We start from the raw sequence: 23201 nt of genomic DNA on the forward strand, positions 1-23201 counted from the left end.
ATCTATATAATCATAACCAGATGAAGCTCCTCCTCCTAAAAGTGTATCATTTCCTTTATTACCAACTAAAGTATTAGCACCACTATTTCCTGTTAAAGTATCATTTTTCTCTCCACCAATAACCCCTTCTATTCCATAGAAAGTATCTGTACCTTGAGAAGAACTAATAAAATGAGCTCCATCTGAAATATCAATAACTAAATCTTCATTTTTTTCACTAGAATAATCAACCGTATCAACTGCACCTACTTCATTTGTATAAATAGCAGTTCCATCACCATCACCAGCTAAAATATCATTTCCAGCTCCACCAGAAAGAATATCACTTCCAAGCCCTCCAAGAAGTTTATCTTCTCCTGCTTCGCCACTTAAAGTATCATTTCCACTATTTCCAACTAAAGTATTGTTTGCAGTATCACCTTTAATAGTATCATCAAATGTTGTTCCAACTACATTTTCTATATTTTTTACTTGATGATGAAAATTATCACTTCCAACTTTTACATAAGCAACACTACTATCTTGTAAATCAATAGAAATAGAATCATTTACTAAAGTATAATCTAAAGTATCAACTCCCCTTGAATTATCAGCTTCATTACCACCATCAATAACATCATTTTTACTATCTGCAATAGTAGAAGTAAATTTAATTAAATCATCTCCGGCTTCACCATAAATATTATCAGCTCCACTTCCACCATCTAATGTATCATTTCCAGCACCACCATAGATTAAATCTTCTCCAGCACCACCTTCAATAGTATCATTTCCTTCTTGGGCATAAATAGTATTATTTTCATTATTTCCTAAAATATAATCATCTAAAGAAGTAGCTTTAATATTTTCTATATTTACTAAAGTATCACTTCCTGCACTACTATGTACATTTTGTGCATTTGCATTACTTAAATCTATTTCTATACCTGTATGAGTAGCTAAGACATTTGTATTATTTGTAGTAATAGAGCTATAATCAACTAAATCTTGATTATCTCCCCCATCAAAAAGATCATTTCCACTTCCAGTAGTAAAAGTATCATTCCCCTCTTCTCCATAAAGAGAATTTGAACCTTCAGCACCATTTAAAATATCATCACCAGCTCCTGCTTTAAAAGTATCATTTAAAGCTCTCCCAGTAAAGTTATCTTTATAATTACTTCCATGTACTTCTTCAATATTTACTAAAGTATCTGTTCCACCACTTTGTTTTACTACTTCATAACCACCTGCAGTTGCAGTTAAAGTAATAGAAGCACTTGAGTTTTTATAACTCATAATATCTTTTGAAGTTTGTGTTCCCCCATCAATAGTATCATTATTTAAACTTGAGAAAATAGTATCATCTCCAGCATTACCATTTAAAATATTTGCTTCACTATTTCCAGTTATAGTATCATTATTACTACTTCCTTGTACATTTTCAATTGAGATTAAAGTATCACTATCTGATGTTGCTACATTTGTATTTGTATAAATTGTTGAATTATTATTTGATAAATCTACTACTGCATTTGAAGAAGTGCTATTTAAATATTCAAAACTAACCGTATCATTTCCAATTCCACCATCTAAAGTATCACTACCACCTGCACCACTTAAAGTATCATTTCCTGCAAGACCTTTAATAATATTAGAATTAGAATCTCCTGTTATAGTATCATTTCCAAGATTTGAACCTGTAATATTTTCAATACCATATAAAGTATCTCTATCATCACTTCCATCATTTTCAAAAGTACCATTATTATTACTATCAATTGTTACAGTTGCACCCTCACTTAAAGTTACAACTATTTTATTTTCATTTGAATAATCAGCAGTATCTAAACCTTCACCACCTCTTAATTCATCATTTCCAGCCTCTCCATATAGTGTATCTTCTCCTTTATTTCCATATAAAGTATCATCTCCACTTCCACCATATAAAGTATCTTTTAAAGCCTCTTCATTAGTAGTTTCAACAGTAGCATCACTAAAACCACCATAAACTACATCATTTCCACTTCCACCATTAATAACATCAGCACCATTAGCACCAATAAAAGTATTATTTACATTATCATCACTATCACCAATAATAGTATCTGCATAATTAGAGCCTATAATATTTTCAACACCATATAAAGTATCTACATTGTTATAACCATCATTAATAACTTTTCCAATATTTAATGTTGCATCATTTTCTCCTGCAACATTCATATTTACACTTATTTGTCCATTTACATCTAAATATGTTGCTGTATCATTTTCATTATCTTCATTGGCAGTTACAACTCCATTTACAATTGTTGCTTTTCCACCAATAAAAGTATCATCTCCATCTCTACCAGCAAAAACATCACTTCCTTCTCTACCAATTAGTGTATTTTCACTATCATTACCAAATAAAGTATCATCTTTAGCGCCACCTTCAAGATTTTCAACAGTATTTATTTTTATATGTCCAGCACCAATTGTATCTTGAACTTCACTATTAGCTAAATCAATTACAACTTTTTGTCCAGAGGCCTCAATATAACTATAACTTACAAAATCTTCGCTTCCTGCACCACCTTCAATATAATCATAATTTAAAGCATCTCCAGCACCACCACCAAGAAGAGTATCATTACCCTCTCCTCCAATTAGTGTATTTACACCACTTGTACCTTTTAGTGTATCATCTCCACTTCCTCCAATTGCACCCTCAATTGAAATAAAAGTATCACTTCCCTGACTAGCACTAATAGTTTTAGAACCTTGAGAGTTTAAATCAATATCTAAATCTTCAGTAGCATCTGAATAATCAGCTGTATCTATACCTTCACCACCATTTAAAATATCATCTCCACTTCCACCTCTTAAAACATCATTTCCAATTCCACCAAGAAGCTTATCATTACCAGCAAGACCTATTAAAGTATCATTTCCTTCTTTTCCTTCTAATGTATTATCTTGTGTATTTCCAATTAAAGTATCATTATAAAGTGAACCAATAGCATTTTCAATATCTATTAAAGTATCATTTCCTTGTTCTGCACTAATATTTTGAGCAACATTATTTAATCCAAGATTTACATTAACAGAACTATTTGCATTTAAATAAGAAACCGTATCCCCAATAGAAGTATTACTTCCTCCATCAAGAGTATCATTTCCAAGCCCCCCTTGTAAAGTATCATCTCCTAAAGCACCTTTTAAAGTGTTATCGTTACTATCTCCAATAAGAGTATCATCTCCTGCACTTCCAGTTACATTTTCAATATTTTTTATCTTATCATTAGAACCATTAATAACTGTTACTTCTACTTGTGTTGAGCCATCTAAAGTTACTTTTATACTATGAGAGTTATCTAAGTTTGAATAATCAATTGTATCACTATTTTCTCCCCCATCCATAGTATCAACGCCATCATCTCCACTTTCTAATACTCCATCATTATTACTATCAATTCCTGCAATAAAAGTATCATTTCCTGCATTTCCTTGTAGGCTATCATCTCCAAGTAAACCTATTAAAGTATCATTTCCTGCATTTGCAATAAAAGTATCATTTAAAGAAGAACCTCTTAATTTATCGTCATTTGAAGAACCATTAACTATTTCAATATCAACTAATTTATCTTTATCCCCAAACCCATCATTAACAACTTGAAAACCATCACCATCAGCATCATTTAAATCAACAATAATTCCAGAAGATGAAGAAGAATAATCAGCAATATCTAATATGCCATCTCCTCCATTTAAAGTATCATTACCTTCTTTTCCAACTAAAGTATCATCCCCACTAGAACCAAATAAAGAGTTATTTGCACTATTTCCTTTAATAGTATCACTTTGAGTTGAACCTAATACATTCTCTATATCTATTAAAGTATCATTTTGAGATGAATCTTTATGAATATCTTGTGAAACAGTTTTAGATAAATCAACATTTATCTCTTTATTTCCGCTATAATCAACTGTATCAATATCACTTCCACCATCTAAAGTATTATTTCCACTTGAAGCTTTTAATAAATCCTCTCCACTACCACCTAGTAAAGTATCATCTCCTTCTCTTCCATCTAAAGTATCATTTCCAGCTCCACCACTTAATACATTTTTTTCACTATTTCCTTTAATAGTATCAGCTAAAGAAGAACCTTTTACATTCTCTACTTCTGAAATTTTATCAAGTTGTGTACCATCATTGAAGACATCTTGATAAGTTGAAACTTCTAAATCAATTTGAACACTTTTATCTCCACTATAATCAAGAGTATCATAACCAGTTCCTCCAATTATAACATTTGAGCCAGTTCCTCCATATAAAGTATCATCTCCACTTCCACCATCTAGTGTGTCATTCCCATCATTTCCATATAAAATATCATTATCATCTTGACCTAAAAGTGTATCATTCCCACTTCCACCACTTATAGTATCATTTCCTGCTCGACCTTCAAATAGGTTATCTACATTATCATCAAGGTCTCCAAGAATTCTATCATTATTATTTGTTCCAATAATATTTTCGATACTAATAAGTCTATCTTGACCATTATCTCCATCAATAGAGGCAATTCCTTCATTTCTTAAAGTATCATCACCTAGATTCATATCTACAACAATTCCACTTGTTCCACTAACTTGTGAATAATCAGCTGTATCTATATACTCTTTATACTCACTTGAAATATTTGCAGAGCTTGAAAAACTATTTTGTGTTTCTAAATAGATATTTGTGCCATCATGCATAATTTTGCCTAAAGCAGTTGCAGAAGAGTTATTATTGAAATTTGTAACTAATCCATCTAAAATATCAGCTAAACTTGTAGTTGAGCTTGAAATAAAAGCAATAATAATTCCACCAAGATTTAAAGTATAAGTTGAATTATTTTGAGTAGTTACAGTAAGTTTATAAGCGTTTGTTCCTCCATCTAAAGTATCATTTTTACCTTTACCTATTAAAGTATCATTTCCAGCTCCACCACTTAAAGTATTAGCTTCTTCATTTCCTATAATAGTATCATTTCCTGCTCCACCATCAAGGTTTTCTATATTTTTAATAATAATTTTTCCAACACTTGTATCTTGAACTGTATCCCCTAAAGATAAATCAATAGTTATATCCTCTGAAGTAAAAGCAAAACTTGCAAAGTCTTTACCAAGTCCCCCATCAATATAATCAACTCCACTATTTGCACCAGAACCAAGTAAAGTATCATCACCATCATTTCCAACTAAAATATTTGCTTCATTTGTACCTTTTAGTGTGTCATCTCCACTTCCTCCAATTGCACCTTCAATTGAAATAAATGTATCACTTCCTTGACTAGCACTAATTGATTTAGACCCTTGAGAGTTTAAATCAATATTTAAATCCTCTGTTGCATCAGAATAATCAGCAGTATCAATTCCATCTCCACCATCTAAGATGTCATCTCCTCCTGCACCTTTTAAAGTATCATTTCCTGCTTTCCCACTTAAACTATTATTTTGTTCATCACCTTTAAGAATATCATCAAATTTAGAACCAATAATATTTTCAATATTTTCAACTCTATCAACGCCAACAGAAGTTCCACCAATTTGGTCATCAACTCTATTATTTGCCAAATCAGCAATAATACCTTTACTATTTCCAATAATTGAATCTAAATATGTATAATCAATAGTATCAATACCAACTCCACCATCAATATAATCATTACCTAAACCACCAATTATTAAATCATTGCCTTCTCTTCCAAGTAAAGTATCATCTCCACTTCCACCATCTAAAGTATCATTTCCTGCTTGACCATCTAAGATGTTTTTATTATCATCTCCTATTAATGTATCATCATTAGTTCCTGCAATTATATTTTCAACAGAAGAGATAACATCCTTATTTATTCCATCAATTTTTAAATTTGTAATATTATCTTTATTTAATGCAACTTCAATTTTTCCACTAACAGAACTATAATCAACTGTATCTAAACCACTTTCTCCATGAAAAGTATCATTTCCTAAACTAGAAATATATGTATCATTTCCATTATTTGCAAAAATTGTATTATTTAGATTATTACCTTTAATCGTATCATCATAATTTGAACCAATTATATTTTCTATATTACTTATTAAATCTGTTTCAATTCCAATAAAAGCACTACTTTGAGCCCCATCATCTCCCAATGTAACATTAATAGAAGTTGTTTCTTGAGAAAAATCTACAAAATCTAATCCATCAGAACCATCTAAAGTATCGTTTCCAATTCCACCAGATAAAGTATCATTTCCAATTCCACCATTTAAGTAATCATCACCCTCTTTTCCATAAAGTTTATCATTACCACTAGCACCTAAAATACTATTATTAGAAGCATTACCTTTTAAAGTATCATTTCCTGATGAGCCTAAAATATTCTCTATATTTACTACTTGTACTTTTCCATCACCAGTATCTTGAAAATCTGTTATGCTTAAATCTAAAGTAATAGGTGTATTAAGTGGAACACTTTCAAAACTTATCCAGTCATCAGAACCACTTTCACCATTTAAATAATCATTTCCCGCACTACTTATTAAAGTATCATTTCCCGTTCCACCAAAAATAGAGTTATCATCATTATTACCTTTTAAAGTATCATCATATGAAGTACCAATTAGATTTTCAATATTTAATAAAGTATCATTTCCAGCAGATTTTGTATCTTGAGAAGTTGTAAGAGATAAATCAACACTAACAGAGCCATTTATATCCCTATAAGTAGCATAATCATCTTCACCTGCGCCACCATCAATTACATCATTTCCAAGTCCACCACTTAAAATATCATTTTCAGTTCCACCATCAAGATAGTCATCACCTTCATTTCCATATAAAGTATCGCTATTTACTCCACCTTTTAAAGTATTATTATCACTATTTCCTGTAATAGTATCTGAACCTCTTGAACCAGTGGCATTTTCTATATTATATATCTTAGAATAACCTTCTCCTAAAATATAATTATCTTTTAAATTTATAATTTGAGAAACACTAGAATTTGAAGCATCAACAGTATCCCCTTTAGAGCTATTAGTTCCTCCATCTAAAATATCATCATTTCCACTAATAAAAATAGTATCATCTCCATCTAAAGCATTTATACTATTTTTTGAATCATTTCCTGTAATTGTATCATCATAATTTGAACCAATTACATTTTCAATAGATCTTAATTCATCATTCCCATCAATTCCAGTTGCTGTTCCATAAATACCATCTTCTAAATCTTGATCTAATACTACAACAACCCCTTGATTATCAACACTATTTACTGCATTTTCATAGCTTACTGTATCAATACCACTTCCACCATCAATTATGTCGTTACCAGCATTTCCCTCAAGTTTATCATTTCCAACACCACCATTTAAAGTATCATTTCCTGCATCACCACTAATAGTATCGTAACCATTATTACCATTTAAAATATTTTCTTTATCATCACCTTTAATAATATCATTATCTTGTGAACCATTTACATTTTCAATATTTAATAAAGTATCATTTCCTTCACCAGTAGCAGTTCCAGCAGCTAAATCTACAACAACACCTTCAGGATTAACACTATCTATATGAGAAAAATCTATTGTATCAATTCCTTCATTTCCATTTACAATATCATTTCCTAAACCAGAAGCAATCCAATCATCTCCTGTCCCACCTTCAATAGTATCATTTCCTGCATATGCTCTTATTGTATCATTTCCACTATTTCCATAAATAGTATCATCATTAAGCCCCGCATAAATAGTATCATTTACTGTTCCACCATTTATAGTATTTTTTAAATTTGTAGAACCATATAAAACTGTATCATTAATATTTGAACTAATTACAAAACCTGTTTGTTCACTTTGCCCATTAACTTTATCTATTTCATCATTATCTATTTCTTGATATTTATATTCAGAAGGATCGGTAATATCATTTATTTTTTTAAGATTTACTCCAACTGTTAAATCAAACTCTTCAGTTGTTTTAGAAGGAGTTTGTACATCACCTCTTAAATTTTCATCAATATTATTTATATCAAATACTGTTTGAGCTTTTATATTTAATACAAAGTTTTTATCAACATTTGTATTCATTGTAATATTTATATTTATATTACCTTTTGCATCAATTGTAAAACCTTCAACTTCATCAGTATCTGGATTATCTTTTACAAGTAACCAACTATTTCCAGATTGAACTGCATTATGAACTTTAAACCCTGCTGGTAAATCATCACTACTAATCCATACTTTTTCAATAGCAAAACCTGCCCCTTGTATAGGACTTAATTTTATAGTTCTTGAAGTATAGTTATCTCCAAAATATTCGCTATTGTCTGAGTTAATTACCACACTATCATATTTATTTATATCAGCAGTTTTATAAGACATCTCTTCTGCATTAGTTTGTTTTTTAATTTCAGAAGCGTTTGCACTTACATTTGAATTTGGATAAATATTTTCATAATATGTTCCACCTCCACCTTGTACCGTTAGAACTCTTTTAGCATCAGCTCCTGTTCCTTGAATAGACTCATCTACACTTTGTAAAACATGTTGCATATCAATAGAAAATTCAAATTTTAAAGGAGGAGCATCATTTACTTCATCTTCTTTTTGTGGAGTACCATCTTTTTTAGGAGGTTCCCCTAAAATTGGTGGTTCTTGTGGTTCTGGGATTTCTGGTGGAATTTCAGCATCTAAAGCTTTTTCTAGTTCATTATCTGAAGTAAACTCATTTTCTTCTAATTGCACTTCAGTAATAATAACTGGGGGATTTGTATTTGTATTTTTTTCAGTTACATCTTCTAATTTTTCAACCTCTTGCGTTGAACTTGGTGGAATATCTAAATCTTCATTGGCAAGAACAGCTTCTAATGGCAAATTATTAACTTCTTCTATTTCTGATAAAATATTTCCTAAAGTCATAGTTTTCCCACCAATACTTAATGTTGGTGGAGTATCATTGTAGCCCATTAAAGCCATAGATACAAAAGTATAAACTCCTCCATCAGGGAATTCTAAAATTATATCTCCCCCAATAAGTTTATACGATACATCATCTAAATTTAGATTTGCATCTTCCAAATCTATTTTATCTCCAGGCCTTACATAAACTGCAATATTTTCACCACTTTGTGGTTTACCTTTTATTTGAACTTTTTTATTTAGGTATTTTACTATTTCATCATTTTTTGCCATTAGACTTCCCTTATTTATTTTAATAACTAAATTAAATAAATTATATCTAATTAAAATGTGTTTTATTTTAGATTTTGAAAAAAATATTTTTTTTATTATGTTAAACTACATAATTATAAATAATTAAAAATAATTTTAACTATTTTATGGTAGTTCCAGAAGTTAAAATTTCATTTTTTTAATTTATGTTGTATTACATATTTATTGATTTTTTTAGAGTTTTTTTGCTTTATTTTTTCTTAAATAATAAAAGTTTTTTGTATTGTGTCTTAAAAATATATAAAAATTAAAAATTATCTAAATAGTATTTTTTTTATTTAGCAAGAATTTTTTATCTTTTTTTTCTAAGATAAAATTTAAATCTTTAAAAACTTTATCAAAAACAATCTGCCAATTTTTATCTTTTTTTTGTCTATAAAGTTTTAAGCTATCATACCAAACAGTGTCACTTCTTTCAATCATCCATCTCCAGTCAGGAATAAAAGGTAATAAAACCCAACAATTTTTTCCTAAAGCTCCACATAAATGAGCAATACTACTATCAATAGTAATTACTAAATCAAGTTGTGAGATTATATTTGCTGTATCTTTAAAATCTTTAATACTCTTACTACAATCATATACATTTGAAGCCTTAAAATTCTCTACATTTTCAATTTGTAAAGAGTAAAAAGCAACTTCTTTTAAACTAAATAATTGATGAAAATAGACAGCATCAATAGAGCGATTTTTATCATTTTTATATTTTTTATTTCCTTGATAAAAAAAACCTATATGCAATTTAAAATTTTGTTTTTTAATTTTTTTCTTATTTGCTTTAAAAGTTAAATAAGGAGTTTTTATTTTAACATCTTCTAAATCTAAATTTAAAATTTTAGGTAAACACATCAAAGATGTATAATAATCAACATTATAAAGTGTTTGATTATTTGATACAAATTCAATATCATAAAAAGAGTCTTCAAACAAAGTTCTAAGTTCATTATTTACTGCAAAATATATCTTTTTTGGATTTTTTTTAACTTTTAAATAGTTTATAAATCTTATAAATTGAATATTATCTCCAAAACCTTGCTCTTGTGCTATTAGTATTGTTTTATTATTAAGGTCTTCATTATTATAAAAGGGTAAATTATAAGAAGCTTTTTTAAGCTCATTTTTAGCTTCCCATCTATAATCATACTCTTTAAATCCTTCTTTATAATCCCCATATAATAAAAGAATATTTGATTTTGCAAAATGTGCATCTGCATAATCTTCTTTTAATTCAATTGCCTTTTCATAATGAAAAAGAGCTTGTGAATATTTTCCTAAAGCTAGCAATGATAAACCTTTTGAATAGTAGGCTTTATAATTACTTTTATCAAGACTTAAAACTATATCAAACTGTCTAATTGCATCTTTATATTTTTCTAAAGTATGTAATAAATTTGCTTTATTATATCTAGCATCTATATCATCAGTTTTATAAAAAATTGCCTTTTCATAACATTTTAAAGATAAATTATATTTTTTTAGTTTTTTATAGCAAACACCTAAGTTTATATAAGCATTTAAATAATCCTCTTTTATTTTTATGGCTTCTAAAAAATTTTCTTTTGCTTTTAAATACTCACTAATATTTAAATATAAAACACCTAAATTAAAAAAAGTTTTAAAGGCCTGGGGATTTATTTCAATAGCCTTAGTATAAAAAGTAATAGCAAGGTCATAACTATTTTGTAAAAAAAGAATATTTGCATAGTTTGTATATAAAATTTCACTCTCATTTAAAGTTAAATTTTCACTAAGTAACTTTTTATATAAAGCTTTTGCTTCTTGTAAATTTCTATCTTGATGTAAAGATATTGCTAAAGAGAGTTTTTTATTCATTATCTAAAGATTTAGTTGTATTAAAGTAACTGTTTTTTGAAACAATAATATATCTTTTTTGTAAAGTTGTTTGCATTTTTTCTGAAATAACTTTTAATTTACCATAGGCTATTTTTGCCATCTCTTCATCTTGCCATAATATTTGTACAAAAGTAATATTTTTTCTATCATATGCAACTAAATCTATATTATTAGAATTATTATCCCACCAGCTTCCAATAGCTGTTGGTTCATAACCAAAAGTAACTCTTTTATTTTTTAAAATATGCTCTTTTATATATTTTTTATAACTATCTTGAATAGTCTTACTCATAAAATTTTCTTGAATTTGCTTTGTAATAGGTAGTAATTCTTGCTTAGAAATTAAAGCTTTATTTGGATAAATATAATAAAACCAAAATTTTAAAGCGTTATCCTCAATAATATATCTTCCAAATTTTCCACTTTTTTCTTCACTATCAATTGGGATTTCTTTTATTAAAATCATCATCTCTAAAAGCTTTTGAATATATCTGCTTAAATAAGTAGATTTTACATTTAAAAACTCTGCAATATCTCCTATTTTAGTCTTACCAAGGGAAATTGCATATAAAATTGAACAGTATGTTCCAATATCTTGAATCTCTGATTTTAAAATATCAATTCCCAAATTAAATAAATAAGAATTTGTTGATAAAAATAAATTGTAAATATTTTCTGCAAGATTTATATTTTTATTATAATATTTTAAATACCTAGGAGAAGTTCCTAAAAGTGTATAGACACAAAGTTGGTCTAGTTTTGGAAGATTTGGAATCATAGTTTTAATTGTTTCAAACTCTAAAGACTTTAAAATAAAAAAATCATTATTTTTTTCTAACTCTTGAATATATTCATCTTTAAAAATAGTTGCACTTGTTAAAACCAAATAGATATTTTTTTTAGAAAGCTGTTTTTTCCAAAATAAAAGTAATTCATCTAAAGCTTTCTTATGTACTTTTAAAATATTATGAAAGTCTTCAATTACAACAATAAGCTTTTCATCTACTTCTTGTCGATTTAGAAGATTTAATACTTCTAGAAAATTATTAAATTTTTGGTTTGTTTTATATAAAGAAAAATATGAAATTATTTCATTTGCCATATTAGTAAAAAAAAGATTTTGACTCATATCATTTAAACTTATATAAATAGCTTGTTTATCTTTGATAAACTGAGTTACTAAAGCTGTTTTGCCTATATATTTTCTACCAAAAATAAACTTCATTTGAGAATTTGGTTTATTATATCCTTCTTCTAAGTACTTCAAATCTTTTTGTCTATTAATTAACATATCTTTTTCTTTAATATTAAATATTTTAATTATTATACTTTAAGATTTCTTATTTTTATAATCTATTAGAAATAGAAAACTTATTTCTTTTGACTTTGTTATGACTTTTTTTGTGTAAATTTGTCACACCTTGTTTTTTTTATAAAAAAATAAAAAGTTATAAAATAAGCCAATTTTCTTATATCATTTTTTTAAAAAGTACCAATTTTAGACCATTTTAAATAATTTTTTTATGTTTCTTCTTTTTTTTAGACACAATTAGATTTTTTCAATTAAATTGAGTTTTATATTTCTAAAGTTATTATAAAGTTAAGATTTTATTATAGGGATGAGACATGAATGCATTAAAACATATAAAAGTTCTACATATTCATGATAGACAAAGTAATGAGGATTATGGTGTTTCAGAACTCAAAGAGTATTGCAAAAACTTCTATGAAGCTAATGATTGCTATAGAGGAATAGAACTTTACAAAGAAGAGAAACCTGAAATTGTAATATATAATGTATCTTTTCCAAAAATTTCAAATGAAGAATTTATAAAAAAGATTAAACAAATTAATGAAAAAGCACAAGTTATTATAACAACACAAAGTCTTACTAAAGAGAAACTTTATAACGCAATAAACTTTCATTTAATAAAGTATTTAATTTATCCATTTAACTTAAATACACTATTAGATTCATTAAAAGATTGTATAAGAAGTATTGATTCAAATACTTCAAATATCATTAAACTATCTAAAACTTTTACATATGATAGATTTAATAAAACTCTTTTTAAAGATGAAAAATTAATTTCTTTATCTGCAAAAGAGATGGATTTTTTCCATTTATTAGTAAAAAATAAAGATAGAGCAGTTAGTTATGAAGAATTTAACCAAATTATTTGGGAGGGAGAGATGACTAAAGATGCTTTACGATCTATTGTAAAAGATTTAAGAAAAAAAATTGATAAAAATATTATAAAAAATATTTCAGGGATTGGTTATAGAGTAAATTTATAATTTACTCTATAGCCTTTGGCTCACCTAAATAAAACCCTTGAGAATAATCTATTCCCATATCTGTAACAATTTCATGTATCTCTTTTGAATGTACAAATTCAGCAATTGTTTTAATATTTAACTTTTTAGTAAAAGAAACTATTAATTCAGTTACAATTTTGGCATTTAAATCTTGATTAATATATTTAATCATAGACCCATCAATTTTTACAAAATCAACATTTAGTTTCATTAAATAATCAAAGTTTGAATATCCTGTTCCAAAATCATCAATAGCAATTTTACAACCTAAATCTTTCATAGTTTCAATAAAATTAGAAACATCTTGATAGTTTTCAATACCTTCATCTTCAACTATTTCTAAAATTAACTTTTGAGAAATACCTGGATACTCTTTTAATTTATTTTCCAATAATGCAACTGTAGGCTTATGTAAAATATCTTCTAATGTTAAGTTAATAGAAAAATCTACTTCTTTATTATGAAAATATTTAAAAGCTTTTAAAATAACTGTTTGAGTTAAAGCATGATATAACTTAGCTTTTTTTGCTATATTTAAAAATTTAAAAGGTGAGATAATAGTTCCATCTTCATCTATCATCCTAACTAAACATTCATATTTATTTATTTTATTGTCAATATTTGAAATAATAGGTTGTGCAAATATTACCAGTCTATCTTCACTAAGTGCTTTTTTAAGTTTTTGCGTCCAATTAATATTTAAAATAAGGCTTTCTTTTATATCCTTATTTTCATCAAGAACTATCAATTCTTTATTTTCTATTTTTGTATGATTTTTTGCCATTTCGGCATTAATAAAGTAATTTTTTTCAGATGAAATACCTACTACTAAATTTATTTCTAGTTTATTTGAATCAATTAAAAAACATAAGTTTTTAATAGATGTTAATATCTCTGCACAAAGAGTTTTAAACTCCTCAAGTGAGATTTTATCTTTTGAAGTTAAAAGAGCAAACTCATCACCTTGAAGTTTGTATAAAACTGTATTATCATCAATCTTTTTTTGTAACACATTAGCTAACTCTATTAAAAGTTTATCCCCTACTTCAAAACCATAATATTCATTTATTTCTTTAAATCTTTGAATATTAAAAATTGCTAAGATTAAATCATCTTTATTTTCTAAATCTTCTAAAAGTTTTTGCCTATTTGGAAGTTTTGTTAAATGGTCTGTTATTTGAAGTCTAATTCTTTTTTCTTGATTTATTAAATCACTTACATCATATCTTATTGCAATAAACTCTTTTATACTTCCTGATACATCTAAAATAGGAACAATTGAAGATTTAACATAATAAGTTTTTCCCTCTTTTGTTCTATTTTTTAAAACACCTTTCCATACTCGTTTATCTAAAATCGTACTCCATAAGTCTTTGTATACTTCTTTTTTTGTATCTGGGTGTTTTACTAAATTATGTTTTGCTCCTAAAAGTTCATCTCTTTTAAATCCTGAAATTTTACAAAACTCATCATTTGCAAAAGTAATAACACCTTCTTTATCTGTTTTAGATACAATGGCACTTGCATCAACTGCTTTTTTATACTCATTTAGCAAAGATAAATTAATAAGAACTTCTTTATTTTTATTTTCTATTTCCTCTTCGTTTTTTACTCTTGTTTCTATCATTTTATTTGCACAAATAGCAAGTTCACTAAACTCATAAAATTTTATATCTTTTAAATCAATTTTTTTATTATCTGTATTTGCTTTTTTGAAAAAATCAATAAATAAAGAAAAAGTTTTATCCATATTTTTTGAGATTTTTTTAGTAATATAGAAAATTAGAATACTAATAATTAAGAAAAATACTAAAGAGTAAAATAATCTATAAATCATCTTTAGTTTTAAAGCCTCTTCTTGCTTTTCTAAAAACTCATACATATTATCAAGATATACTCCAGTTCCTATAATCCAATTCCATTTTTCAAAAGTTTTTACATATGTTAATTTATCAGATAAAATATCTGTATTTGGCCTAAACCAAGAATAACTTATAAAAGCTTCTGTATTACTTTTTACAGAATTTACTAAAATATTTAAAATCTCTTTTTCTTTTATATTAGTAACTTCATTTATATTTTTATTTTCTATTTCTTTTCTATATTTATGAGCTAAAATTGTCCCTTGTTTATTTAAAACAAAAACATAACCTTTTTTATCATAAGAAATTTTTCGAATTCTATCTAAAGCCTCCTCTTTAAGAAGTTTTTCTATTCTAGATATATAATCAGCAGTAACAATAATAAAATTATATGGTTCAAATACCTTTATATAGCCTTTTTTATTTTCTTCAGTATTTTCTTTTGGAGATAAAAATCTCCAATTTACAAATCCTTCTTTTTTTTCTTTTGCCACATCAATTATTCTTCCAATAGAATTTTTGCCATTGATGTCCACATAACTTTTTAGTTTATAATTATTTTCATATTCAGAATTAAATCCATGAAGTAAAGTTTTACCTGAAAAATCATATATTGAATAATACCCATAGCCATCAAAAAACCTCACATTTCTTAAACTATTTTTTATCAACTCTAAAATTTCTTCTTTTGATTTCTTATTTTTATATTTATTATAAATATTTAAAGTAATATTATAAGCTTCATAAGTTCTTTGTTTTAAATCAGTTTTAACTAATTCTTCTTGTTTTTGATAATTATATTCTATTAAAGAAATTGCCCTATTAACTTCTGATTTTAAATTCTCTTGTTCTTTTTCAAAAAAACTTTTTTTTAATTCTTCAGTGCTTTTTTTAAAATGATTATATTCATAAGTCGTATCAAAAATCTCAATAATTGCAACAGAAATAAATGAAATTGCAACCACAATATAAAAGATTATTTTAGATAATTTATATCTCGTCATTATTTACCTTTTAGGAAGTTATATTTATTTTATCAAAAAATTATTTATAGAATTATAAGCTTTTTTTATATAAATATAAAATGAGTTTACACTAAAAAATTATTAAATAAAATTTGACACTTTTATATTTTATATAAAATTAATAATTAAAGTATTATTATTAGTTATATATATAAAGGATCTAACATGAAAAATTCATCAATAAAACTAAAACTTTTAGTGTTGGTAATATTTTCTATAATTATAGTAGCTTCTACTATCATCGTAAATTCAATTATTTCTATAAAAAATATTTCTGAAACAAATATTTCAAAATATGAAAAAGAATCATATAAATTAAAAGAATTAGAATTGAAAAATCATGTTGAAAGTGCAATAAATATTCTTATTGGTATAGCAGAAAAATCAAACTATAAAAGTGTCGAAGAACAACAAGCTATTGTAAAAGAAGTTATAAAGAATATGACCTATGGTAAAGATGGTTATTTTTGGATAAATGATTCAAATCATATAGTTATTATGCATCCAATTAAACCTACACTTATTGGTAAAAATATGTTTAATTCAAAAGATCCAAATGGAGTAATGATTTACCAAGAAATAGTAAAAGCTGCAAATGCTAAAAAAGAAGGTGGCTTAGTAAAATATGGGTGGACTAAACCAGGAGTTGATGGAGTACAACCAAAATTTTCTTATGTTATAAGATATGAACCTTGGGATTGGATTATAGGAACAGGTGCATATGTAGATAATGTTCAAAGAGAAGTTAATGCCATGAAAGAAGAAACTAATAGTGAAATAAATCAAATTATTACAAAAACTTTAATATTATCAATTGCTGTTGCTATAATTATCTCAATTATCTTTATTTTTATCTCAAATAAAGTTATTATCACTCCAATTATAAAATTTCAAAATGGACTTTTAGAGTTTTTTAAATTTATAAATAAAGAGATAACTGAAGTTAAACCCTTAGAAATTTTAGCAAATGATGAAATTGGTAAGATGTCAATTGTAGTAAATGAAAATATTGATAAAACTCAAAAAATAATTGAACAAGATGCAAAATTAATTGATAATGTAAAAGAGATTGTAAAATCAGTTAATATGGGACTATTAGATAAAAGAGTTACAAAAGAGAGTGATTCTCAATCTTTAAGTGATTTAAAAAATTTAATTAATGAGATGTTAAATACTCTTCAAAATTTAGTAGGTGCAAATATTAATAATTTAAGTGCTGTTTTAGAAAGCTACTCAAATTATGATTTTACTAAACAATTAGATAAAAGTAATTCTGGGAAAATTGGTAATGAAATTATGCAATTAAATGCCATGATAACAAAAATGTTAAATCAAAATAATAATGATGGAATTATTTTGGAAAATAGTTCAAAAGAGTTATCACAAAATGTAGAGACAATAAGTAAAAATGCCACAAGTCAAGCAGCATCATTAGAAGAGACAGCAGCAAGTATAGAAGAGATAACAAGTAATATAAAAAATACAAATGAAAAAGCACAAGAGATGCTAAGAATTTCATCAGATACAAAAAACTCAGCATTAAAAGGAAAAGAGTTAGCAACAAAAACAGTAAGCTCAATGGATGAGATAAATGAACAAGTAAATGCAATAAATGAAGCCATAACAGTAATAGATCAAATAGCATTTCAAACAAATATCTTAAGTTTAAATGCAGCAGTAGAAGCAGCAACAGCAGGAGAGGCAGGAAGAGGATTTGCAGTAGTAGCACAAGAGGTAAGAAACCTAGCAAGTAGAAGTGCCCAAGCAGCAAAAGAGATAAAAGATTTAGTAGAGAATGCAACAGTAAAAGCAGATGAAGGGAAATCAATAAGTACCTCAATGATAGAAGGGTTTTCACAATTAGAAGAGAAAATAAATCAAACAAATAGTTTAATAGATGATGTAACAAATGCAGCAAAAGAGCAAACAATAGGGATGACACAAATAGCAGATGCAGTAAATCAACTAGATAAATTTACTCAAGAAAATGCAACTATTGCTGATAAAACTAATGATATAGCAAGAGATACAAATAAAATTGCACTTGATGTTGTAAAAGTTGTAAAAGAATATAAATTTAATGAACTTTAAAAATACAAAAGCTTTAGCTTTTGTATTTTTACTTTATATAAATAAATTTTTAACCATCTATTTAATATTTTTATAGTAAAAGTTTATAAAAATATATATGGACTATTAATGAATAATCAAATAACCTTCAAATATCTTTGGACTTTACTTCTTAATAAAAAAAAGCATTTAATTATAGGTCAAATTATCACTATTATTGCTATTTTAATTAGTATTCCAATTCCATTAATGCTCCCTGCACTTGTAGATGAAGTATTATTAAATAAACCAGATTTTTTTGTAAATAATATTAATACTTTAATAGGTAAGGGAAGTGCTTTTTATTATATTGCCATTGTCACTATTTGTGTAATATTTTTAAGGTTTATACATTTTTTATTTAGTGCAATTATTACAAAACTTTTTACTTCTATTGCTAAATATATTACTTTTAAAATTAGAGAGAAGCTTTTAAATCATTTAAAAAATGTATGTATGAATGAATATGAAACTTTAGGAAGTGGAGCAATTGCAGCAAATCTAATAACAGATGTAAATACACTAGATAACTTTATTATTACAGGTGCAAGTAAATTTATAGCATCAATTTTAACTTTAATTGCAGTCTCTTTTGTACTTATAGCTATACACCCTATTTTAGGATTAATGATATTAATTATTCAACCTATAATTATGATACTTTCAAAAAAAATTGCAAAAAGTGTAGGAACTTTAAAAAAAGAAGAAAATAGTGCTATTGAAAAATTTCAAAATAATCTTGGAGAAGTTTTAGAACTTTTTGGGCAAATAAAAGCAAGCAATAAAGAAAGATATTTTTTTACACAGAGCATAAAAAGAGCAAAGCAAGTAAAAGATACCTCAAATGAGTTTAATTATAAAAGTATTGCTTATGAAAGATTTTCTTTTACTATCTTTTTAGCTGCTTTTGAAATATTAAGAGCAGCAGGACTTCTTATGGTAGCTTATAGTGATTTAAGTATTGGTATGATGTTTGCTATGTTTGGATATATTTGGTTTATTATGACTCCGGTACAAGATATTTTATCAATGCAATACTCATATGCACAAGCAAAAGCAGCTTTAGAAAGAATAAATAAGATTTTAGAATTAAAAATGGAAACAAGTGGTAATACTTTACTTTCTAAACAAAATGATTTTAGTATTGAACTTAGAAATCTTTTCTTTAGTTACAATAGTGAAAAAGAGACTTTAAAAAACATCTCTTTAAAAATACAGCCAAAAGATAAAATAGCTTTAATTGGAGCTAGTGGAAGTGGAAAAACTACACTAGCTCAAATAATTGCAAGTTTTTATACAAAAAATTCTGGAGAATTGCTTTATAATAATATAAAAATAGAAGAATTAAATAAAGAATCCATAAGAGATAATATATTTTTAGTTTTACAAATGCCTATTCTTTTTAATAATACTCTAAGATTTAATATTACAATGGGAAATGATAAAATTGATGATTTAGAAATTTATAAAGCATTAGAAATTGCACAATTAAAAGAAAATATTGATAAAATGCCAAAAGGATTAGATACTATTGTGGGAAAACATGGTATTAGATTAAGTGGAGGACAAAGGCAAAGATTATCAATAGCAAGAATGATAATAGCAAACCCAAAAGTTGTAATCTTTGATGAATCAACTTCTGCACTTGATGTACCTACTGAAACAAAACTATTTGATGCTTTAAAACCTATTTTAGAGAATAAAACAGTTATTACAATTGCTCATAGATTAAGTACAGTAAAAAATGCTAAAAAAATCTATGTTTTAGAAGAAGGTGAGCTTGTACAAACAGGAACTCATGAAGAGTTAGAAAAAGTAGAAGGACACTATACTAAATTTGTAAAAAATCAATTGATATAAAGGATTTAAAATTATAGATTATATTTCAATAGAGTGTTTAAAAAATAAAGAAATTTTAGAAGAAATATATAAAAATAAAAATAAAAACTACTATTATAGTGATGATTTTTCAAATGAATTTTATGTAAAAGCAGCATATGAAGGCTTTATATCTATTTCTTATGAAGAAAAAGAAAACTTTGTGATTTTACCTGAGATTCAATTTGATTATGCAGTTTTATATTTTGAAAATCTTCATATTCCTAAAAAAGTAAAAAAACTTTTAAAAGAAAATGAGTTTGAATTTAAAATTAATAAAAATTATGAAGAAGTAATAGAACAAATAGCAAAAATACATAAAGATTCTTGGATAATAAAAAAATATAAACAAACCCTTTTAAATTTAAAAGAGTATAAAAGTGAAATTGATTTTAAAATTTTTACTAGTGAAGTTTACTCAAAAGATAAAGAACTAGTTGCAGGAGAGATAGGATATAAAATAGGTGCAACATATACAAGTTTAAGTGGCTTTTGTAAAAAAGATAAAAGCTTTAATAATTATGGAAAATTACAACTTGTACTTTTAGCAAAATATTTACAAAAAAATAGTTATAAATTTTGGAATTTAGGACATCCATATATGAAATACAAATTTGATTTAGGAGCTGAAATACTTAATAGAGAGGAATTTTTAAATATTTGGCAAGAAGCAAGAGGGTTAAATATCTGATTGGGCTTGAGCATATTCTTCTAAGTTTATATCCTCAAAAAAATTTGAAGGATTTGAAACAGATACTTGAAAATCTATGCAGTAATTATCAAAATCATCAGTGTAATATCTATCTTCTTTATCTATATTTACTCTATTTATAGATAATAATTCTTCATATGAATCATTTGAAAAGCTTGTCTCATTTAAAAAATCAAATAAAGTATCTTGTTTAACTTCTTTTTCTAACATTGTATTAATATTTTCTTTTGAATATGAAAGTAAAAGTTTTGAGTCTATGCAATATCTTTTAGAAACAATATATGTAGGTTTTTCTAAAGTATTATTATATGTAAAACTTTTATTACTACAAGCAGTAAAGAAAAAAGGAACAAATGCTAAAAAAGCTAAACTTCTTTTCATATATACTTCTTTTTTAATTAATATAAAAGAATAATATCTTTATTTATATAAATTTACAAATTTATTTATTAATTTAAATTTTTTTAGTATTATTCCATATGGCAAAAAAATATATTAAAATATCTATAATTTCATCTTTTATTGGTTTTGCATTGGCTTATGTCTTTATTGAATATTTCTCTTATAATTTAAAAAAAGAGTTATATTTATATGAACAAAAAAAAATAGAGCTACAAGCTTTAGCTGATTCTTATGCTTTATGTGTAGGCTTATACAATGCTAACCCCTCACAAGATAAAGAAGAACTTTGTACTTATATAAAACAAAAAGTGTATCTTGAAGTAGAAAATTTCGAAGGTTCTTATCCCTACTCTGCTTTTTATAATAAGTTTTTAGGTAAATAGTTTTTTTAAAGTTACTATATTTAACTTTAACAATAAAAATCTATTTTTTTAATATTTTTAATTATTTCTTTTATATTTTTTAGACACAATTATAAAAATAATTTTATTAAAATCTATAAAAGAAAGTTTTTATGAAAGAAAAATCCTCTAATAATATAAACCCAAATATGACAGAACAAAATGATATTAATTATTATTGGGTAAATATTGGTAAATCAAAAAAAGAAGTTGAAGAAAAAAAATTTTTATGGGCTCCTGCTTATACATATTTAAAAGATGGCAAAACAAAAACAATTAATGCAGGTTGGAAACATGTTCCAGAAGTAAAAAAAGGTGATATATTATTTTGTCAATTTGATAAAAAAATTCACTTTATTGCAATTGCAACAACTAATGCATATAAAAATGAAAAACCTGAAGATATAACTTATGAAAATTGGAAAAAAGAAGGTTATAAAATTGAAGTAGATTTAATTATTTTAGAAACTCCTATAAATAGAGATATTTTTAAAGAAGAATTTAAACTTTTTTACAATGAACAATGTAGTCCAAAACTTTTTACAAAGACAGAAGGTATTACCCAACAATATTTAATATATCTTCCCAAAGGTGCTGGAGCATTAATTCTTGATTATATTGGAGATAAATCAATAGATATTTATGATAGAGTAAATGAAAATAAATCAAGAAAAAAACCAGATATAAGACAAAGAGAAGCTATTGTAAAAGCAAGAGTTGGTCAAGGAATATTTAGAGAAGAAGTACTAAATTTATGGAATAATACTTGTCCTGTTACTAAAGTAAAAAATAAAGAACTTTTAATAGCTTCACATATTGTTTCTTGGCAACTTTCAAATGATGAAGAAAAGCTTGATAAATATAATGGTTTACCTCTTACTCCAAATATAGATAAATTATTTGATAAAGGATTTATCTCTTTTTCGGATGAAGGAGAATTATTAATACATAAATCTTTTGATAAAAATATTATTAAACAATTAGGGATTGATATAAATACAAAAATAGAAGGGTTGAAATCTAATCATAAATTTTATTTACAAAGGCATAGAGAACAATATAACTTCTAGGCACAACATAAGCCGAGTTTTGTTTTGACGATAATTTATCTACTTGCTAAATCACTCTAGCACTCTAGCGAAGAGCAAATTTGTGAAGTTTATACCACACTCTTCTTGCTGCAGGTTGGGTTTACAAAGCACTTAAAATTACTTAAAAGTCTGGTAAGCTCTTACCTCACCGTTTCACCCTTACCCCAAAGGGGCGGTTTAATTTCTGTTGCACTATCCCTTAGATTACTCTAGCCATTCGTTAAATGGAACCATACTTCACAGCAGCTCGGACTTTCCTCTTTATAAAAAGCTATCGTCTGTTGTACCTAAAAAGTTATGAAATA

General features: G+C 26.0%; 11 protein-coding genes and 1 other RNA gene (1 of these 12 running past the window's edge). 6 read left to right on the forward strand and 6 right to left on the reverse strand.

The genetic code is table 11. The features are described from left to right. The 3 genes from AMYT_RS08380 to AMYT_RS08390 form a co-directional block, all read right to left on the reverse strand. Window positions 1-9204, reverse strand: partial view of a hypothetical protein gene (locus AMYT_RS08380; protein ID WP_114842100.1) — the beginning only. The gene continues 23151 nt to the left of window position 1, outside the view; only the first 9204 of its 32355 coding nucleotides appear in the window; its start codon is at window positions 9202-9204; the stop codon falls past the left edge of the window. A gap of 297 nt (window positions 9205-9501) precedes the next feature. Continuing rightward, window positions 9502-11076 carry a tetratricopeptide repeat protein gene (locus AMYT_RS08385; RefSeq protein WP_114842101.1) on the reverse strand — a complete coding sequence of 525 codons (1575 nt, stop codon included), beginning with the start codon at window positions 11074-11076 and terminating at the stop codon, window positions 9502-9504. Then, a complete protein-coding gene (locus AMYT_RS08390; RefSeq protein ID WP_114842102.1) occupies window positions 11069-12388 on the reverse strand; it encodes an ATP-binding protein in 1320 nt (439 codons plus the stop codon). Before AMYT_RS08390 ends, AMYT_RS08385 begins: the two co-directional genes overlap by 8 nt. A 335-nt stretch (window positions 12389-12723) precedes the next feature. On the opposite strand from AMYT_RS08390, the gene AMYT_RS08395 reads away from it, so the two are divergent. Further along, complete coding sequence (locus tag AMYT_RS08395; protein ID WP_114842103.1) at window positions 12724-13395, forward strand: response regulator transcription factor; 672 nt, start codon at window positions 12724-12726, stop codon at window positions 13393-13395. Window position 13396: 1 nt separating this feature from the next. On the opposite strand, the gene AMYT_RS08400 is transcribed toward AMYT_RS08395, so the two are convergent. Next, the gene (locus AMYT_RS08400) at window positions 13397-16282 is read right to left on the reverse strand and encodes a cache domain-containing protein (RefSeq protein ID WP_114842104.1); all 2886 of its coding nucleotides are present in this window, start codon (window positions 16280-16282) and stop codon (window positions 13397-13399) included. Between the two features lie 186 nt (window positions 16283-16468). Between AMYT_RS08400 and AMYT_RS08405 the strand changes: the two genes are divergently transcribed. From AMYT_RS08405 to AMYT_RS08415, 3 genes are all read left to right on the forward strand, one after another. Beyond that, window positions 16469-18394 carry a methyl-accepting chemotaxis protein gene (locus AMYT_RS08405; protein ID WP_114842105.1) on the forward strand — a complete coding sequence of 642 codons (1926 nt, stop codon included), beginning with the start codon at window positions 16469-16471 and terminating at the stop codon, window positions 18392-18394. A 108-nt stretch (window positions 18395-18502) separates the two neighbouring features. Then, the gene (locus AMYT_RS08410; RefSeq protein WP_114842106.1) at window positions 18503-20272 is read left to right on the forward strand and encodes an ABC transporter ATP-binding protein; all 1770 of its coding nucleotides are present in this window, start codon (window positions 18503-18505) and stop codon (window positions 20270-20272) included. Between the two features lie 181 nt (window positions 20273-20453). Next, window positions 20454-20981 carry a leucyl/phenylalanyl-tRNA--protein transferase family protein gene (locus tag AMYT_RS08415; RefSeq protein WP_228197851.1) on the forward strand — a complete coding sequence of 176 codons (528 nt, stop codon included), beginning with the start codon at window positions 20454-20456 and terminating at the stop codon, window positions 20979-20981. Here AMYT_RS08415 and AMYT_RS08420 read toward each other — a convergent pair. Then, the gene (locus tag AMYT_RS08420) at window positions 20970-21383 is read right to left on the reverse strand and encodes a hypothetical protein (protein WP_114842108.1); all 414 of its coding nucleotides are present in this window, start codon (window positions 21381-21383) and stop codon (window positions 20970-20972) included. The genes AMYT_RS08415 and AMYT_RS08420 overlap by 12 nt on opposite strands. A 98-nt stretch (window positions 21384-21481) precedes the next feature. Here AMYT_RS08420 and AMYT_RS08425 point away from each other — a divergent pair, with 98 nt between their 5' ends. Next, window positions 21482-21787, forward strand: coding sequence for a hypothetical protein (locus AMYT_RS08425; RefSeq protein ID WP_114842109.1), 306 nt, complete (start codon window positions 21482-21484; stop codon window positions 21785-21787). A gap of 131 nt (window positions 21788-21918) precedes the next feature. Continuing rightward, complete coding sequence (locus AMYT_RS08430; RefSeq protein ID WP_114842110.1) at window positions 21919-22875, forward strand: HNH endonuclease; 957 nt, start codon at window positions 21919-21921, stop codon at window positions 22873-22875. Here the strand turns inward: AMYT_RS08430 and rnpB are convergent. After that, window positions 22869-23186, reverse strand: an RNA gene (gene rnpB, locus AMYT_RS08435) — RNase P RNA component class A. The genes AMYT_RS08430 and rnpB overlap by 7 nt on opposite strands. Window positions 23187-23201: the final 15 nt, after the last annotated feature.

Origin of the sequence: Malaciobacter mytili LMG 24559 (genome assembly GCF_003346775.1) — a bacterium.
In the GTDB taxonomy this organism is placed as follows: domain Bacteria; phylum Campylobacterota; class Campylobacteria; order Campylobacterales; family Arcobacteraceae; genus Malaciobacter; species Malaciobacter mytili.

What these genes read in the sequence shown, in the direction of transcription:
- AMYT_RS08400 (WP_114842104.1), bottom strand. Translation starts at nt 16,282, where the DNA reads ATGACGAGATATAAATTATCTAAAATAATCTTTTATATTGTGGTTGCA.
- AMYT_RS08425 (WP_114842109.1), top strand. Translation starts at nt 21,482, where the DNA reads ATGGCAAAAAAATATATTAAAATATCTATAATTTCATCTTTTATTGGT.
- AMYT_RS08385 (WP_114842101.1), bottom strand. Translation starts at nt 11,076, where the DNA reads ATGAATAAAAAACTCTCTTTAGCAATATCTTTACATCAAGATAGAAAT.
- AMYT_RS08430 (WP_114842110.1), top strand. Translation starts at nt 21,919, where the DNA reads ATGAAAGAAAAATCCTCTAATAATATAAACCCAAATATGACAGAACAA.
- AMYT_RS08420 (WP_114842108.1), bottom strand. Translation starts at nt 21,383, where the DNA reads ATGAAAAGAAGTTTAGCTTTTTTAGCATTTGTTCCTTTTTTCTTTACT.
- AMYT_RS08395 (WP_114842103.1), top strand. Translation starts at nt 12,724, where the DNA reads ATGAATGCATTAAAACATATAAAAGTTCTACATATTCATGATAGACAA.
- AMYT_RS08405 (WP_114842105.1), top strand. Translation starts at nt 16,469, where the DNA reads ATGAAAAATTCATCAATAAAACTAAAACTTTTAGTGTTGGTAATATTT.
- AMYT_RS08390 (WP_114842102.1), bottom strand. Translation starts at nt 12,388, where the DNA reads ATGTTAATTAATAGACAAAAAGATTTGAAGTACTTAGAAGAAGGATAT.
- AMYT_RS08410 (WP_114842106.1), top strand. Translation starts at nt 18,503, where the DNA reads ATGAATAATCAAATAACCTTCAAATATCTTTGGACTTTACTTCTTAAT.